The sequence below is a fragment of the Micromonospora sp. CV4 genome, from assembly GCF_003667455.1.
Lineage (GTDB): Bacteria > Actinomycetota > Actinomycetes > Mycobacteriales > Micromonosporaceae > Micromonospora.
The window spans coordinates 1-16,384 of sequence record NZ_RCVI01000278.1 but is presented as its reverse complement, the minus strand read 5'-3'; the positions used below and the strand labels follow the sequence as shown (position 1 = coordinate 16,384).

General features: G+C 71.8%; 13 protein-coding genes. 2 read left to right on the top strand and 11 right to left on the bottom strand.

Annotated elements, in window-relative coordinates; translation table 11 throughout:
* Positions 1-210 precede the first annotated feature (210 nt).
* Positions 211-2,586, top strand: coding sequence for an acylase (locus EAD98_RS17190; RefSeq protein WP_121655069.1), 2,376 nt, complete (start codon positions 211-213; stop codon positions 2,584-2,586).
* Between the two features lie 146 nt (positions 2,587-2,732).
* Here the strand turns inward: EAD98_RS17190 and EAD98_RS17185 are convergent, their stop codons facing one another.
* The 11 genes from EAD98_RS17185 to EAD98_RS17140 form a co-directional block, all read right to left on the bottom strand.
* Positions 2,733-3,536 (bottom strand): bifunctional 2-polyprenyl-6-hydroxyphenol methylase/3-demethylubiquinol 3-O-methyltransferase UbiG, encoded by an 804-nt coding sequence (locus tag EAD98_RS17185; RefSeq protein WP_121655068.1) that lies wholly within the window; start codon positions 3,534-3,536, stop codon positions 2,733-2,735.
* Between the two features lie 33 nt (positions 3,537-3,569).
* Positions 3,570-4,340: an ABC transporter ATP-binding protein gene (locus EAD98_RS17180; RefSeq protein WP_121655067.1), complete on the bottom strand. Its 771-nt coding sequence runs from the start codon at positions 4,338-4,340 to the stop codon at positions 3,570-3,572.
* Positions 4,340-5,083, bottom strand: a complete 744-nt coding sequence (locus EAD98_RS17175) for an ABC transporter ATP-binding protein (protein ID WP_121655066.1) — start codon at positions 5,081-5,083, stop codon at positions 4,340-4,342. Before EAD98_RS17175 ends, EAD98_RS17180 begins: the two co-directional genes overlap by 1 nt.
* Entirely contained in the window at positions 5,080-6,108 is a 1,029-nt protein-coding gene (locus tag EAD98_RS31280; RefSeq protein WP_199723442.1) for a branched-chain amino acid ABC transporter permease, read from the bottom strand. The genes EAD98_RS17175 and EAD98_RS31280 overlap by 4 nt, the downstream gene beginning before the upstream one ends.
* The gene (locus EAD98_RS31275; protein ID WP_199723441.1) at positions 6,105-7,001 is read right to left on the bottom strand and encodes a branched-chain amino acid ABC transporter permease; all 897 of its coding nucleotides are present in this window, start codon (positions 6,999-7,001) and stop codon (positions 6,105-6,107) included. Before EAD98_RS31275 ends, EAD98_RS31280 begins: the two co-directional genes overlap by 4 nt.
* On the bottom strand, positions 6,998-8,191 hold the full coding sequence (locus EAD98_RS17165; protein WP_121655065.1) for an ABC transporter substrate-binding protein: 1,194 nt from the start codon (positions 8,189-8,191) through the stop codon (positions 6,998-7,000). The genes EAD98_RS31275 and EAD98_RS17165 overlap by 4 nt, the downstream gene beginning before the upstream one ends.
* Positions 8,192-8,241: 50 nt before the next feature.
* Positions 8,242-8,646: a roadblock/LC7 domain-containing protein gene (locus tag EAD98_RS17160; protein ID WP_089021419.1), complete on the bottom strand. Its 405-nt coding sequence runs from the start codon at positions 8,644-8,646 to the stop codon at positions 8,242-8,244.
* 16 nt (positions 8,647-8,662) lie between these two features.
* On the bottom strand, positions 8,663-11,053 hold the full coding sequence (locus tag EAD98_RS17155) for a nitrate- and nitrite sensing domain-containing protein (protein ID WP_121655064.1): 2,391 nt from the start codon (positions 11,051-11,053) through the stop codon (positions 8,663-8,665).
* Between the two features lie 254 nt (positions 11,054-11,307).
* On the bottom strand, positions 11,308-11,787 hold the full coding sequence (locus EAD98_RS17150) for a helix-turn-helix transcriptional regulator (RefSeq protein WP_121655063.1): 480 nt from the start codon (positions 11,785-11,787) through the stop codon (positions 11,308-11,310).
* A gap of 263 nt (positions 11,788-12,050) precedes the next feature.
* Positions 12,051-13,343 (bottom strand): cytochrome P450, encoded by a 1,293-nt coding sequence (locus EAD98_RS17145; protein WP_121655062.1) that lies wholly within the window; start codon positions 13,341-13,343, stop codon positions 12,051-12,053.
* A gap of 445 nt (positions 13,344-13,788) precedes the next feature.
* Positions 13,789-14,916, bottom strand: a complete 1,128-nt coding sequence (locus EAD98_RS17140; protein ID WP_121655061.1) for a DUF4185 domain-containing protein — start codon at positions 14,914-14,916, stop codon at positions 13,789-13,791.
* A 224-nt stretch (positions 14,917-15,140) separates the two neighbouring features.
* On the opposite strand from EAD98_RS17140, the gene EAD98_RS17135 reads away from it, so the two are divergent.
* A partial coding sequence (locus EAD98_RS17135) for a VCBS repeat-containing protein (protein ID WP_147457413.1) occupies positions 15,141-16,384 on the top strand: 1,244 nt, incomplete at its 3' end.

Sequence of the window (16,384 nt, the reverse complement as noted above, 5' to 3'; positions counted from 1 at the left end):
CGCCGACACGCCACCGACACCGCCACCGACACATCGCCGGGGCCGTGGCGGCTTCGCCGTTGCACGCCGGTGGGCTGCCGCTGACCGCACCACGGCGCGCGGTCGGCGCGCCGGGGGTGTACGGGGCGGCACGGCAGCGACGAGAATGCCGACCAACGTGAATGTCCCTCGGGCAGCGACGTCTGGGGGACGCGACGGGGGGAGGACGCGGTGACAGCAGCACAACGCCTCGGCGCGGCGGGGGTGGTCCTGGGCCTGGTCCTGGCCGGGCTGAGCGTGCCCCCGGCCGGCGCACACCAGCGCGACCGGGGCTACTCGGCCGAGATCCGCCGCGCGTCCTACGGCGTCCCGCACATCACCGCCACGAGCTACGCCAACCTCGGCTTCGGGGTCGGGTACGTGCAGGCGGAGGACAACCTCTGCGTGATCGCCGAGAAGGTGGTGACGGTCAACGGCGAGCGCTCCCGATACCTCGGCGCGACCGGCCCGACCGACGCGAACGTGCGCAGCGACCTGTTCTTCCGCAAGGCGATCGACGACCGGGCGGTCGAGCGGCTGCTCGACGGCCGACGTGACGGCGTGCACTCGCCGTCCAACGACGTCCGCGACCAGATCCGCGGCTTCGTCGCCGGCTACAACTCCTACCTGCGCCGCACCGGCGCGGCGCGGCTCACCGATCCGGCGTGCCGGGCCAAGCCGTGGGTGCGGCCACTGACCGAGCTGGACATCTGGCGTACCACCTGGGCCAGCATGATCCGGGCCGGCTCGCGGGCGATGCTCGACGGGATCGTCGCCGCCGCGCCGCCCACCGCCACCGGCCCGGCCGCCGTCCAGGACGCTCCCGGCGCGGCCGCGGTGCTCGCCGCCAGCGACGGCGCCCCCGCCGGGGTGGGCAGCAACGCGTACGGGCTGGGCGAGGCGGCCACCGCCAACCGGGGCGGCATGGTGCTGGCCAACCCGCACTTCCCGTGGGACGGCGCGGAACGCTTCTACCGGATGCACCTCAAGGTTCCGGGCCGCTACGACGTCGAGGGCGCCGCGCTGATCGGCGACCCGATCGTCGAGATCGGGCACAACCGCACCCTCGCGTGGAGCCACACCGTCTCGACGGCCCGCCGGTTCGTGTGGCACCGCCTCGCGCTGGTGCCCGGCGACCCCACCTCGTACTACGTGGACGGTAAGCCGCGAAGGATGACGACCCGCACGGTCACCGTGCAGGTGCCCGCCCCGAACGGCGGCACGGCGCCGGTCAGCCGCACCTTCCACGACACCCACTTCGGGCCGGTCGTCGTGGTGCCCGGCACCTTCGACTGGACCGCCGACACCGCGTACGCCATCACCGACATCAACGCCACCAACAACCGGGCCTTCGACGGCTGGTTGCAGATGGGCCGCGCCGAGACGGTCCGCGACCTGAAGCGGGTGCTCGACCGCTACCAGTTCCTGCCCTGGGTCAACGTGATCGCCGCCGACGCGCGCGGTGAGGCGCTCTACGCCGACCACTCGGTGGTGCCCCGGGTGACCGACGCCCTCGCCGCCGCCTGCATCCCGGCGCCGTTCCAGCCGCTCTACGCCAGCAGCGGCCAGGCCGTCCTGGACGGTTCCCGGTCGGCCTGCGCGCTCGGCGCCGACCGGGACGCCGCCGTGCCCGGCATCCTCGGCCCGGCGAACCTGCCGGTGCGCTTCCGCACCGACTACGTCACCAACTCCAACGACAGCTACTGGCTGGCGAACCCGCAGGCCCCGCTGGAGGGCTACGCGCGGATCCTCGGCGACGAACGCACCCCGCGCAGCCTGCGTACCCGTCTCGGCCTCGACCAGGTGCAGCAGCGCCTGGCCGGCACCGACGGGCTGCCGGGGCGCGGGTTCACCGCCGACCGGCTGTGGCGGACGGTCTTCGGCAACCGGGTGTACGGCGGTGAACTGGTTCGCGACGACCTGGTCGCGCTCTGCACCGCCCAGCCCACCGCCACCGCCTCGAACGGCGCGACGGTCGACCTGCGGGCCGCCTGCACCGCGCTGGCCCGCTGGGACCTGCACGCCGACCTGGGCAGCCGCGGCGCGCACCTGTTCACCGAGTTCGTCCTGGCCAACGGGCTGCGCTTCGCCGACACCTTCGCCGCAACCGACCCGGTGCGCACGCCCCGCCGGCTCGACACCGCCAACCCCGCCGTGCGCACCGCGCTCGCCGACGCCGTGCAGCGCCTCGCCGGCATTCCGCTCGACGCCCGTCTGGGCGACATCCAGACCGAGCCGCGCGGCGACCGGCGGATCCCGATCCACGGTGGACGCGCCGAGGCCGGCATCTTCAACATGATCATCAACAACCGGGTGCCGGGCGTCGGCTACCCGAAGGTGGTGCACGGATCGTCGTTCGTGATGGCCGTCGAGCTGGGCCGCAACGGACCGTCCGGGCGGCAGATCCTGACCTACTCCCAGTCGACCAACCCGAACTCACCCTGGTACGCCGACCAGACCGCGCTCTACTCCGGCAAGGGCTGGGACACGATCAAGTACACCGAGGCGCAGATCAAGGCGGACCCGAACCTGCGCACCTACCGGGTGTGGGAGGGCCGCCACCACTGAGACGCGGTCCGGCCGGGCTCCCTGGCGGGGAGCCCGGCCGGTTCGGTCGGCGCCTCCATAGTGCTGTCCGGCTCAGCGGGGGGCGTGCTGGGGCGGGAAGGGTACGGACGGCGCGACCGTTCTCCGCGCGGTGGTCCACCGGCCTCTCAGCCCGGTAGACGCCCTCGCGTGGAGACGAAGTGGTACGACATGACGGCGAACGCGGGGTCGCGGACCAGCCGTCGGAACGCGTTCAGTTGGTTGGGCGACAGCCCCGCCGCGAGCAGGTCCGGCTCCAACTGCCGGGAGTTCGTCTCGTAGAGCGACGTTCCGGTCGAACCGCCCACCCAGCTCTGCGAGTGGGTGATGGTGTCGAGGTCGGTCAGACCGGCGAGGGCCATCTCGGTGTGCACGTCCTGCGCCCACCCCAGGTCGGCGCCGTGCTCCTGAAGGACGCCCATCATGGTGTCCATCACCTGCGCGAAGAGCTTCGCCGCGTCGTCGCTCGGTGCGGTCAGCACCCGCAGTGGCGCGGTGCAGTCGAACTCCTCGACCACCAGCCACCCGCCGGGAGCCAGCGCGCCGGCGAGCGTGCGCAGGACCCGTCGCCGATCGGGCAGGTGCAGCAGCACCAGCCGCGCGTGGATCAGGTCGAACGCGTCCCCGGGTGGCGGTTCGGTGCGGACGTCGTGCTGGCGTACGCGCAGGTTGCCGTCGGCCACCAGGTGCGTGGGGTCGATGTCCGTGGCCAGCACCTGACCGTCCTCGCCGACCGCTCGGGCGATGCGCCGGGCCATCGAACCCCCACCGGCTCCGACCTCCCAGCACCGCGTACCCAGGCGCAGCACCGGGCGGGCCAGGCGACGCATCGTGATGGGATCCAGGAACGACTCCAGCGCCTGCATCTGTGGGACGGCGTCCGGTGCGCCGTTGTCAAAGGTGTACGCACCATCGGTGGTGGCGGTTGCCATCGGTGTCTACCTCTCCGAGAGGGGTCGGGTGACCTATGGGGTGTCGGCCCAGAGCCGAGGGGTCGGTCGGGTGGCCGGGGACGGCGGAACGGCGGCGACGCTCAACATCGCGGCCAGCGGGGCCGGGTCGGCGCGGGCCTCGGCCGTCGGTCGGTCGTAGACCACCTGGCCGTACTCCAGCACCGCCACCCGGTCCGCGATCTCGATCGCGTGCTGGAGCTGCTGCTCGACGAGCAGCACGGTCAACCCGTCGGCGGCCAGGCCGCTGATCAGCTCACGCACCCGCGCGGCCAGGTCGGGGGCGAGCCCCTCACACGGTTCGTCGAGCAGCAGCACCCGTGGTTGACCGAGCAGCGCTCGGGCTATCGCCAGCATCTGCTGCTCGCCGCCGGACAGCTCGCAGCCGCGGTGCCGCAGCCGCACCGCCAGCCGGGGCAGCAGCTCAAGGATCCGCGCCACCGTCCAGCCCTCACCGCCGGGAGTCGCGGCCCGCCACGGCGCGGCCGCCAGGACGAGGTGCTCGGCCACAGTCAACCGGGAGAAGACCCGTCGGCCCTGCGGGACGAGACCGACCCCGGACTGGGCGATGCGGTGGGGTTGCCGGCCGGCCACCCGCACGCCGCCGATCTCGATGCGACCGCTGGAGGCTCGAACGAGGCCGGCGATCGTGTGCACGAGGGTGCTCTTGCCCGCGCCGTTGCGACCGACCACGGCCTGGATGCCGCCCGGAGGCACCCGCAGGCTCACCTCGTGCAGCACGATTCCGCCGGCGTAGCCGGCGCAGAGACGCTCCACACACAGCATCAGGACATCCCGTCGGCGTAGGCCTGCCGCACCAGCGGCGAGGTACGGATCTCGTCCGGCGCCCCGGCGGCCAACGTCCGGCCGTCGCGCAGCACGGTGACCGTGTCGGACAGGGCGTACACCAGGTCCAGCCGGTGTTCGACCAGCAACACGGCGACCTCCCTGGGCAGCGCCCGGAGCAGCTCGGCCAGCCGGCCGACCTCGGTGGCGGACAGCCCGGCCGCCGGTTCGTCGAGCAGCAGCAGGCGGGGACGACCGGCAAGGGCCATGGCGATCTCCAACTGACGTCGTTGCCCGTGTGCGAGGTGGCCGGCGGGCACCGCCGCGACGTCGGTCAGGCCCATCTGGTCCAGCAGCGGGCCCGCCCGGTGCTGGGCGGCACGTCGACGTCCGCCGGGCCACCACCCGCGGCGCCGGGTGACCCGGGGCAGCGCGGCGACCACGACGTTGTCGGTCGCGGTGAGCGTCGCAAAGACCGCGGGCCGTTGGTGTATCCGGTTGATGCCGCGGCGGGCCCGCGCCGCCGGGCCGAGCCGGCTGACGTCCCGTCCGTTGAAGCGCACGGTGCCGCGGTGCGGCTTCGTCGACCCGCCGATCACGTTGAGCAGGGTCGTCTTGCCGGCGCCGTTGGGGCCGATGAGTGCGTGCCGCTGACCGTCGTGGACGCACAGGTCGACGCCGGCGAGCGCGGCCAGCGAGCCGTAGCGAACGCTGACGTCCTGGGCGCTGAGCAGGCAGGTCATGCGCGTAGCTCCGGCACCGTCACGTGGTCGCGGGCCGCCGGCGCGTCGGGCCGGCTCGGCGGGGCGGCCGGCGGGCGCAGCCTGCCGCGAGGGCCCCGGACCCGGTTGACGCCGGTGGGCAGCAGGTAGACCGTCGCCACGAACAGCGCGCCCAGCACCAGCGGCGCGTGACCGGGCAGCACCCCGAACAGCCAGTCCCGGACGGCGATGACGAGCGCCGCGCCCACCAGGGCGCCACCAACCGAGGCCGTACCGCCGATGACGACACCGAGCAGCAGCAGCGCGGAGGTGTCGAAGCCGAAATCGGCGGGCGAGATGTACTGCTGGGCGACGACCAGCAGTGAGCCGGCGGCACCGGCTATCGCCCCCGCGGTGATGTGCGCGCCGGACAGGTGCAGCGGCACCCGGTGCCCACTGGCCCGCAGCCGGGTCTCGTCGTCCCGGCCGGCACGCAGCAGCAGCCCGAACCGGGTACGCAGCAGCAACAGCACCGCGCCGACCAGCGTCGCGACGACGACCAGCGTGTACAGGTAGCGCGCCTGGTCGGTGGCGAGCACCGGCAGCCCCCAGAACGGGCGGACCGGGGTGATGCCGGCCAACCCGTCCGTGCCACCGGTCACCGACCGCCAGCGGCCGAGGACGGTCACGACGAGTTCGCCGATGGCCAGAGTGATCATCAGGACGATCACCCCTCGGGCGGGGACGACGAGCGGCACGGTCACCGCGGCCAGCACCGCCCCGGCGCCCGCCGCGACGGCGACCTGCACGACGCCGACGTCGGAGATCTGGCTGCCGAGCACCGCGCAGGCGTAGGCGCCGGCCGCGTACGGTGCGGTCTGGCCGAGGGTGGGCATGCCGGCGACGCCGGTGAGCAGCGCCACGCTCACCCCGACCAGGCCCAGCGCCAGCGTCCGGGCGAGGATCGCCGCGGTGTAGTCGTCGACCACCCAGGGCGCCACGACCAGGCCGGCCAGCACGAGCGCCGCGACGGCGCCACGCGCCCGGCGGATCAGCTCGTCCCTCATGTCACCCTCCGGCTGGTGGCGAAGCCACGCGCTCGCACGGCGAGGACGGCTGCCATGGCCGCGAACAGCAGAAACGGCGCGGCGGACGGCAGCAGCGCCACGCCCAGGGTCTGGATCTCCCCGATCGCGAGCGCGGCGAGCAGCGTGCCCGCCATCGACCCGAGGCCACCGAGGACGACGACCACCAGGGACAGCAACAGCACCGTGTCGGCGGTGTCCGTACCGGGGCCGATGATGGGCGCGCCCAGGACCCCGGCGGCGCCGGCCAGCGCGCCGGCGGCGGCGAGCACACCGGCCCGGATCCGCGCGGGACTGACCCCCATGCAGGCGACCATCTCCGCGTCGTCGACGGCGGCCCGGATCAGCATCCCGGCCCGGGTCCGTCGCACCGCGAGGTAGAGCCCGGCGGCGATCACCGCGGCGACGACGATGAAGACCAGCCGGTACGCGGCGTAACGGTGGCCGGCGACGACAACCGACCCGTCCAGGGCGGCGGGCACCTGGACCTGCGGATCGTCCGGCCCGAAGCCGGCGACGAGCAGGCTGCCGCCGGCCAGTGCCACCCCGAAGGTCAACAGCGCCTGGGTGAGGTGGTTGCCGGTGGCCACGGGTGTGAGCAGGCCGGCCAGCAGCACACCCGCCGCGGCGGCGGCCAGCACACCGACCCCCAGCGCCAACGCCAGGCTCGCCCAACCGCCGTCGAGCAGGGCGGCGGCGGTGTACCCGCCGATCGCGTAGAGCATGCCGTGCGCCAGGTTGAGGATGTTGGCGACGCCGAAACAGAAGACCAGACCCGACGCCGCGACGAAGACGAGCAGCCCGTAGGCGACCCCGTCCAGCGCAGGGATCAGGTACGGGTCGATCCGGTTCGTGCCGGCCGCCACCGCGATCACCGGCCGATGGTCGCGAGGTCACCCACGACGGTGTTGGACAGTGCCCGACCGTCCTGGCGGACCTGCCGCAGGTACCACTTCTGCACCGGGGAGTGCGTGGTGGTGGAGAACTGCCAGGTGCCGCGCGGGCTGGCGATCTGACCGAGCTGACCGATGGCCTTGTTGATGGCCTCCGGCGTCGGGTCGTTCCCGGCGGCCCCGATGGCCCGGTCCAGCACCGCCGCCGCGTCGTAGGAGGCCAACGCGTACGTCGTGGGGGAGCCGTCGTGCTTCGCCTTCCACGCCGCCACGAAGGCGCGGTTCTCGGCGTTGTCGAGGTCGGGCGAGTAGTTGAGCACCGAGTAGATGTCCCGGGCGGCTTCGCCCTGCGCGTTGAGCACACCGCCCTCGGTGAGGAACCCGGCCGCGTACAGCGGGACGTCCTTGATCTCGGACTGCGCGTACTGCTTCACGAAGTCCACCGCGGCGCTGCCGGCGTAGAAGGTGTAGACGGCGGCGGCGCCGGAGGCCTTGATCCGGGCGAAGTACGGGGTGAAGTTCGTCGTGGCCGGGAACGGCGTGAACGTGGTCTTGCCGTCCGGGTTGGCGAGCTTCCCGCCGGCCTTGTCGAACGCGTCGGTGAAACCACGCAGCTCGTCCCACCCGCCCTGGTAGTCCGGGCCGATCGCGTACACGGAGCCCTTCACGTTGTCCCGGACGTGCTGGGCGATCGCCGCCCCGGGCTCGTCGGAGAGGTACGAGGTGTGCCAGACCCGGGAGACCTCCTTGAGCTCGGGCCGGCCGTTGGAGCCGACGAGCGGCACCTTGGTCTCGTTGAGCAGGGGGTAGACACCGGCGACCGAGCCGCCACCGACGATGCCGGTGAGCGCGACCACGCGGTCCTGCTTGAGCAGTTTGGTCGCCGCCGGCACCGCGGTCGCGGCGCCGTTGCCCTCGTCGGCGACGACGAGGTCGACCTGACGGCCGCCGAGTTTGCCGTCGTGGGTGGCCAGGTAGAGCTCGAAGCCGTCGCGGATCTCCTTACCGACGGCCTGGTACGTCCCGGACAGCGACGCGAGCAGGCCGATCTTTATCGAGCCGCTGGCACTCGTGCCGGGCCCGTCGTCGCCGCAGGCCGTGCCGACGGACAGCACGAGCGCGAGCAACGAGGCGGTGACGGCACGGCTGCGCCGAGGGGTGGTGAGAGACATGTCTTCTCCAGGGGAAGGGAGGGGAATGTCCGGCGTGGGGGCGCCGGGTGTCAGCGGCTGCGGGCCAGGGCGGCTCGGGCCGCGGGGGTCAGCGCGTCCCCGATCCGGTTGGCCAGCTCGGTCATCTCGTACGAGACCTTGCCGACGTCACACTCCGGCGCGGCGAGCACCAGCAGCGAGGCGCCGTCGTTGAAGGCCATCGAGAACATGAACCCGCCTTCGAGCTGTGTGACGTTGGAGATCACCGCGCCGGCGTCGAAGAAGGCCGCCGCGCCCCGCAGCAGGCTGACCAGCCCGCTGCCCGTCGCGGCGAGCTGGTCGGCGCGGTCCGGCGGCAGGTCGCGGGTGGCGGCCACCATCAGACCGTCGCTGGAGATGGCGATCGCATGGCTGACCTCGGTCGCGCGCGCGGCGAAGTTGTCCAGCAGCCAGCCGAGGTCCTGTTGGTCGCTCACGTGCTCTCCTGTCGCGTCATTTGTTGCCGAGGTTGATCGGGGTACGTCGTCGGGTCGCCACTCCGCGTGCGTACGCGGCCATCGCCGTGGCCACCTGGGCCGGGTCGCGGTATTCCGACCGTTGCTGCTGCTGGGGCACGGTCACGCCACCGGGCACGAGATGCCGTTGCGGCTGTCGTTTGGGCAGGCCGGACGTCGTGGTCGTGGCGACCTCGGGAGTGTGTGCCTCGGCGGCGGTACGCCAGGCGTCGTCGGCCGGGCTGGACCACTCCCGGCCGTCGTGCCCGTCGACGACGTCGGTGTGGAACCAGTGGTTGACCTGTTCGAAGATGAGCAGCTCCTCGGTCGGCGCCTCACCCCGGCTCGTGGGCGCGGGGGCGGGTCGGAACACCGGCGCCGCCGGCAGGGTCCGCTCGACCGGCGGGTGCCCGGCGGTGGGCTGCGGACGCGGCTGGTACGGCGGTGGAGGGTTGGTCGTACGGGCCGCCCGGCGGGACAACCGGCCGGGTGCGAGCAGGTACTCCTCCGGTGGCAGAGACCGGATCATCGCCGCGGGCAGGGTCGCCTCGGCGAGGGTGCCGCGTCGGGGGCCGCGTCGCAGTTGGACGCTCGCCCCCAGCCGGGCCGCGAGCTGGCCCACGACGACCAGGCCCATCGCCCGTACGGCGGCGACGTCGATGGCCGGCGGCCGGGCCAGTAGTTCGTTGAGCTGTTGCAGCCGGTGCGGGGACAACCCCACGCCCTCGTCGCTGATCTGGACGATGACCCGGTCCCCGAGGCTCCGGCCGGTGACCCATGCCTCGCTCCCCGGCGGCGAGTACGTCGTCGCGTTGTCCATGAGTTCGGCGAGCAGGTGCACGACCTCGTCGACGGACTTGGCCGCCACGGCGACGTCCCCGTCGACCATGCCGAGCCGGATCCGCGCGTAGTGCTCGATCTGGGACAGCGCCGCCTGGAGCACCTGTTGCAGCGGCACGTCGTGCTGGCGTACCCGGCCCACGCCGACGCCGCCGAGCACCAGCAGGCTGGCGTTGATCCGTCCCATCCGGGTGGCCAGGTTGTCCAGTGTGTAGAGCTGGTGGAGGCGGTCGGGGTCGGTCTCGTCCCGCTCGACCAGGTCCACCTGGGCCAGGACGGCGTCGACCAGCCGCTGCTCACGGCGGCTCAGGTGGATGAAGATGTCGGCGGTGTTGGCGCGCATGACCGCCTGTTCGGCGGCGGTCCGCACCGCGGCCCGGTGCACGGCGCTGAACGCCTGGCCCAGCTCGCCGATCTCGTCGTCGCTGGATGGTTCGAGGGCGGCGCTGGACTGCTGGCGGGCCAGCTCGTGCGGGTCGACGGCGGCGCTGCCGGGCTGCTGGAGCCGGGCCACCACGGCCGGGAGCTGTTCGAACGCGACGGCGTTGGCCGCGTCGCGCAGGCGACGCAGCCGCCGGGTGATCTGCCGGGCGACCGCCCAGGTCACCAACGCGGTCAGCAGCAGCGCCAGGAGGACGCCGACAGCCTCGGCCACCGCCCGGCGGCGCTGGTCGGTGTGCGCGGCCCGGACGTCGTCGAGCACCGCGTCGTCGACCCGGCCCCGCAGCTCGGACAGGCGGGCGGCGCGGTCCTGCGTCGTGGACACCCAGGAGTCGGTCGCTAGTTGCAGTCGCGCCCCCGGCTGAGCTCGGGACACCTCGTCCTGCATCCGTTGCAGGACGAGCGCCTCCTTGCCGGTGCCGACCTGGTCCCACCAGAGGCTCCAGTCGGGTGGCGCCAGGGCGAGGAAGGACAGGCTGGATTCGGTGTAACTGGTCCGGGCGGCGGTGATGTCCTGCTGCATGGCGGGCGTCAGCTCGCCGGCCGCGGCCGCGCGGAGCACGGCGACCTGCTGCTGGCCGATCGCCTCAGCCGTCTTCGACAGTGCTGCCGAGGCCCGGATACCGTCGGCGAGCTGAGCGTTGACCACTCCGTGCGAGACGTTCTCCCGGAAATTGATCAGGTCGGCGATCGCGATGCGGTAGCTGAAGGTCATCGCCGACACCGAGGCGTGCGCCGCCGTGCGCACCTGGGTCCGCAGCGGAGCGAGGCCGTCCAGGGCGGCGTCGATGCGGCGCAGGAGGGCCCGGTTGGCATCGGCGTCGGCGGGCACCCGGTCGCGCTGGCGGCGGTAGCGAGCGACGGCGTCGTCGGTGGCGGCCATCTCCGTGCCGAAGGCGTCCTGCTGTTCGGTGGCGGCGTAGGTGAGCAGGTCGGCGGCGGCGATGCGCTCGCGTTGCAGCCGGTAGGCCAGGTCGCCGGCCTCGGCGCCGAGACGCGCCAGCACCTCCAGGTCGCTGGCGCGGGTCGTCTGACGCGCGCTCTCGGTCAGTGCCAGGCCGGCGAACCCGATCACGGCGACCAAGGGCGCCGCGACGATGAGGCGCATCCGCCCCGCAATCTTCCAACCGCGTCGCCGGGTCGGGTAGGGTCGGGCCGCGTGGGACCTCGTGCTCGACGCCAAGATTGACTCCCACGACTCGTCGATGACGGTCTATACGCACCTTGCTGAATGCAAGTCCCATTCGGCCGGAACGCGCGGCCGGAGACCAGACCTGACCGTGGTACAAACTGCCCGTACCAGCATCTGTACCCAGAGTCAGCGGCCGGTGACGCGCCGGGGGCGACCCGGGGTCGCGAGGGTCAGCGCTGGTCGTCGTGGGGGCCGGCCGTCCGGGGCCGCGCACCGTCGTCCGGGTCGGGCTGGCCGTTGAGCACCTGGCCGATCAGCTCACGCAACTCGTCGATGGCGTCCACCACCGCGCCCGGGTCGCGCGCGTCGCGCCGACCACGCTGGTGCGGCACCGGTGGATCCGGTCGCACCGGGTCCGGGGAGCGGGGGCCGCGGCGGCCATCGGCCGCCAGTTGCTCGGCCGCGACCTGTGGCCACAGCGCCGCCAGTCGGCCGCCGGTGTCGAGGACGTCGTCGCAGCGGACCGCGAACTCGTGACTGCCGAAGCGGCGACCCGACTCCACCGCCGCGACCGTCTCCCGGCTGAACCGCACCAGATCCGCCAGCGCACGCTGCGTCAGGCCCCGTCTGACCCGGCAGCTGCGGAGCTCCCATCGGAACCGCGCACTGGCGGCGGAGTGAGCAGCGCTCGACGGGGACGTGTGTTCCATGCGCTCACCTTCATGGCACCAGCAAATCGACAGTGGGCGTCCGATCGAGATTAGCCGACGGGTCGAACATTCATAGGGGGCAATTCTTAACCCAGGATGGTATGGGTGTGAAGACGTTGGCCGACATGGATCGTCGAGGAAAGCGCGACCAGGGTGCGACGGACTCGCTCCGGGACGCCGCCGCGCGGGGTGGGCCCGATCGCCCCATACCCGATCCGTCCGCAGGTCAACCCCGCTCGCATGCGGACGGATCGCCGTCCTGGTCAGGCGACGTGCATCCCGGCGCCCGTCGCACCCAGCACCGTCGGGTCGTCGGCCGGCCCGACGATATCGATTGTTGCGACCAGTGTGTGGTGTGCGCGAAATGCAACATTGGGTTTGTAGGAACGACGTTGCTCCGGTGTTAGCCGTAGGCCAGGAATGGCGGCCGCGAGTCGGCTGAGTGCGACCCCGGCCTCCAGTCGCGCCAATGCCGCGCCGATGCAGAAATGTGGTCCGTGGCCGAAGGACAGGTGATCTCTGCCGTCCGAGCGGTGCGGGTCGAACCGGTCCGGGTGGGCGAACACCGCGGGGTCCCGGTTCGCGGCGCCGATCAGCAGCAGGCAGCGTGCCCCCGCCGGGATGGTGACCTCCCCCAGGGTGACCTCTCTGCGGGTCACCCGGAGCCAGCCGTCGATGGCGGGCGCGAACCGCAGTGTCTCGGCCACGAACGCGGGGACGGACCGCGGGTCGGCGGCGATCGCCCGCCACCGCTGCGGGCTGGACAGCGCCTGGTCGAGGGCGTGGGCGAGCAGCCCGGCGGTGGTCTCGTGGCCGGCGACCAGGAGGTTGAACGCGAGGCTCGCCACCTCGTTCTCCGTCAGCACGGCGTCATCGTCGTCGCGGTACATCAGGGACCGGCTGATGAAGTCGTCGCCGAGGTGTCCACTGTCGGCCCGCTGGCGGACCAGTTCCTGGCAGTAGTGCCAGAACTCCAGCAGACCCCGCGCCAGGCGTACCTGTTCCTCAGGGTCGGGCTGCCCCCAGATGAGGGCGATCTGGCCGTCCGCCCAGCGCCGGATCCGTGCGATGTCGGCGTCGGGCACCCCGAGGATGTCCAGGACGACCAGCAGGGGAAGCTCGGTGGCGAACTCCCGGATCAGATCGACCTGTTCGCCCTGGCGCGCGACGAGCCGGGACACCAGCTGGTCGACGCGGCGACGCACGATCTGGCCGTAATCGGCCTCGACCCGGTCGGGGGTGTTCGCGAAGGTCGCGCGAAGGGCCCGGCGGGTGCGGGGGTGTACGGGTGGATCCGCGGCGGCGGTGGTGGGCGGCGCGTCGATCTGCATGATCACGCTCATCGCCTCCGGGCAGACCTCGTAGACCGGAGCGAGGGTGAGGGCGTTGGCGAACGTCCCGGCATCGGCGAGAGCGCGCCGGACGTGCTCGTGCCTGCTGATCAACCACAGGCCCAGATCTTCGGCGTGGTGCACCCCGGCGGGATCGTCGAGAATGCGTCGCCACACGCTGGCCGGATCGGTGAGATAGGCTCCGGTGAACGGATTCAACCGCATGTGACGCCTCCTGTTGCGCGCGGCGTGAAATCGGCAGCGCCCCCATTCAACGAACCGCTTCAGCCGGGCCGATAATGGCGCTCATCTGCCTCTTGCTCTTCACGGTGCGCTGACCAGCTGCACAAGTCAAGATTGGTCGACGTCTATTTATTGGACGTCATAATTGCGTGGTGCAACGGACGGGTCAATCCGAGCCGGATGCAAGTTGCGAGCCGGTCCTTGCCCGAGTCAGCCCAGCTGGGGAGGTCGCATCGGTGCGTCGGAAACCCGAAGGTGAACGCCGTGTCGGTCATGGCCGGCCAGGACGCCGCAGCCGGTCGAACAGGGACGGACCCGATCGCGCCGACCACGATGGGCGGTGAAAAGAACAGGTCGCCGCATTTCCCTCATAACCGGGAAACGACACCCGCGACAGCAGGTGACGCTGGCCCGATCGCCGGCGCGATTACACCGAGCCGACGAACTGGCTGACGTGGTAGGCGGTGCTGCGGCCGTCCGGTGTGCGGGTCCACTTCGACACCATCAGGTGCAGGTCGTTGGCGTCGCGGCTGGACCAGGGGTGGATGAATCCACCGTAGAGGCCGGGCTCCTGCCAACTCGTCACCTGGATCTTCTCCGCCGTCCACGCCTGGTCCGGCCCGGACGCGGTCCGGGTGACCACACACCCGTTCTGGCAGTTCAGGTACGACATCACCCAGGTGCCGTCAGCCAGGCGGCGTACGGACGGCTCGCCGAAGCGGCCGGTGAGGATGGCGGTGCAGGGCCGTCCCCAACCCCAGTTCGCGCCGTTCCAGCCCCACCCCTCATACGATTCCGGGTAGAAGAGGCGGTCCCACCGGACGCGACGCAGCATCATCGGGCCGTTCTGGCGGCCTGCTCGTACGGAGAAGACGTAGACGTGATCGCCAGCCCTCTGCATGGTCCACATTTGGAACGGGTCCCGGTTGTCCGGGCTGTTCCACCACTTCAGCGGCGTACGAACGAAGTCGTTGCCGTTGTCGGAGTAGGCCAGCCCCGCGTAGCGCGACCTCCAGTGCGGCCCCGCGGGGCCGGCGGAGTTCCAGTTCTCGATGCTCATGTACGAGATGAGCTGCCGGCCGGTCTCGGGGAAGCTGATGCCGTCGTTGGGGATGACGGTCACCTCCGGAAGGCCGTCGATGCCGATGCCGTGGTGGCCGTTGTGCATCAGCTCCGGGGCACGACCGTTGCCCGCGACTCGTGCCGCGCTGTCGAAGACCACTCCGCCCGGCGCGCCCGGGTGGATGGCGGAGCGCAACATGACCGGTGACCGCCAGTCGTTCGGCAGCGGTGGGCCCTCGGGCCACGGCGTGTTGAAGGTGTCACCGAAGAGGTAGCCGATCGACCCGTTCTCCAGCACGTAGGGGATGCCCAGGTCGGTGCCGGCGACCCGCCACCGGCTGTTGGTGTCGAGGTCCGCGCCGGTCAGCCGCTTCTTCCACGCCGCTGCCTGTGCCGGTCCGGCCGCCGTCAGGACGGCTCCGGCGCTGCCGAGGGCGCTGGCGGCGCCGACCGCGGCGAGGCGACCGATGAACGTGCGGCGACGCATACCCATGGGGGTCCCCTGCTGGAGAGCGGCTGGACATCGATTACCGGCGAGTAAACCTGCGACGACCGTCGATGTCAATGGCTGCCCACTCCTGGCAGCACTGTGAAGAAAATCTTCAGCGGACATTGACAGAAGTCGTCGTCCTGATGCCACACTCAGCAATCGATATCCGCGCCGGTGACAGCTACGCGAAGCCAGCAAGCTGACCCCCCGACCTCGCGAGGAGCACCGTGAGACGTACTCTCCTGGCCCTGTTGGTCGCCCTCGGCGCGGCCGTGGCGACGGTCGCGGCGGCGCCGGCCCACGCCGAACCGATCGGCACCCTGGCCTGCCCGTCCATCCCCGCCTACCGCGACCCCGCCGTGACCCTGGTGGTCTACCGGGTCGCGCGCGCCCACAACGCCAACGACAAGGTGACGCTGTCCGCCTTCGAGGCGGGCTGGGTCGAGTCGCACATGAACAACCTGCCGTGTGGCGACAAGTCGTCGCTCGGGGTGTTCCAGCAGCGCTGGGACTACGGGTGGGGCACGCCGGAGCAGATCATGGATCCGGTCTACGCCAGCACCCAGTACGTGACCAGGGCGATCGTCTGCGACCGCAACAACCCGGGGTACAGCGCGGGTCAGGTCGCCCAGTGTGTGCAACGGTCGGGCTTCCCCGACCGGTACGACCAGGTGGCCGCCGTCGCCCGGGCCCAGCTCGACGAGGCGGCCCGTACCCACGCCATCACCGGCGGTTCCGCCACCGACGTCACGGGCGACGGTCGCGACGACATCGTCACCTTCACCCAGAACACTCTCGCCGACGTCTACGTCGGCGCCTCCACCGGTGTCTCCTTCGCCGGCACCTCCGTGAAGTGGAACGACTTCTTCTCCATCGGTGGGGAGACCGCCTCGAGCGGCGACGTCAACGGCGACGGCAGGGACGACATCGTCACCTTCGCCCACAGCAACACCGGCGACGTCTATGTCGCGCTGTCCACCGGCACCTCGTTCGGCGGCGGCCTGAAGTGGCACGACTGGTTCGCGCCGGGGGCGGAGATCGGCGCGGTCGGCGACGTCAACGGCGACGGCCGGGACGACATCGTCGCGTTCACCCACAATCCCGCCGGCGACGTGTACGTCGCCCTCTCCACCGGCACCTCGTTCGGACCCGGCCTGAAATGGCACGAGTACTTCAGCCCGTTCGGCGAGTTCCCGGCCCTCGGCGATGTCAACGGGGACGGCCGGGACGACATCATCACCTTCACGCAGGGGCCGGCCACGGCGTCGGACGTGATCGTCGCCCTGTCGTCGGGCAGTTCGTTCGGGGCCCCGCAGACGTGGCACGACCTGTTCGCCGTCGGATCGGAACAGCCCCGGGTCGGGGACATCAACGGTGACGGCCGCGACGACATCGTGACGTTCACCTGCAACGCCGACGCGGACGTCTACGCCGCCGTCTCCACCGGCACCTCGTTCGCCGGCACCACCGT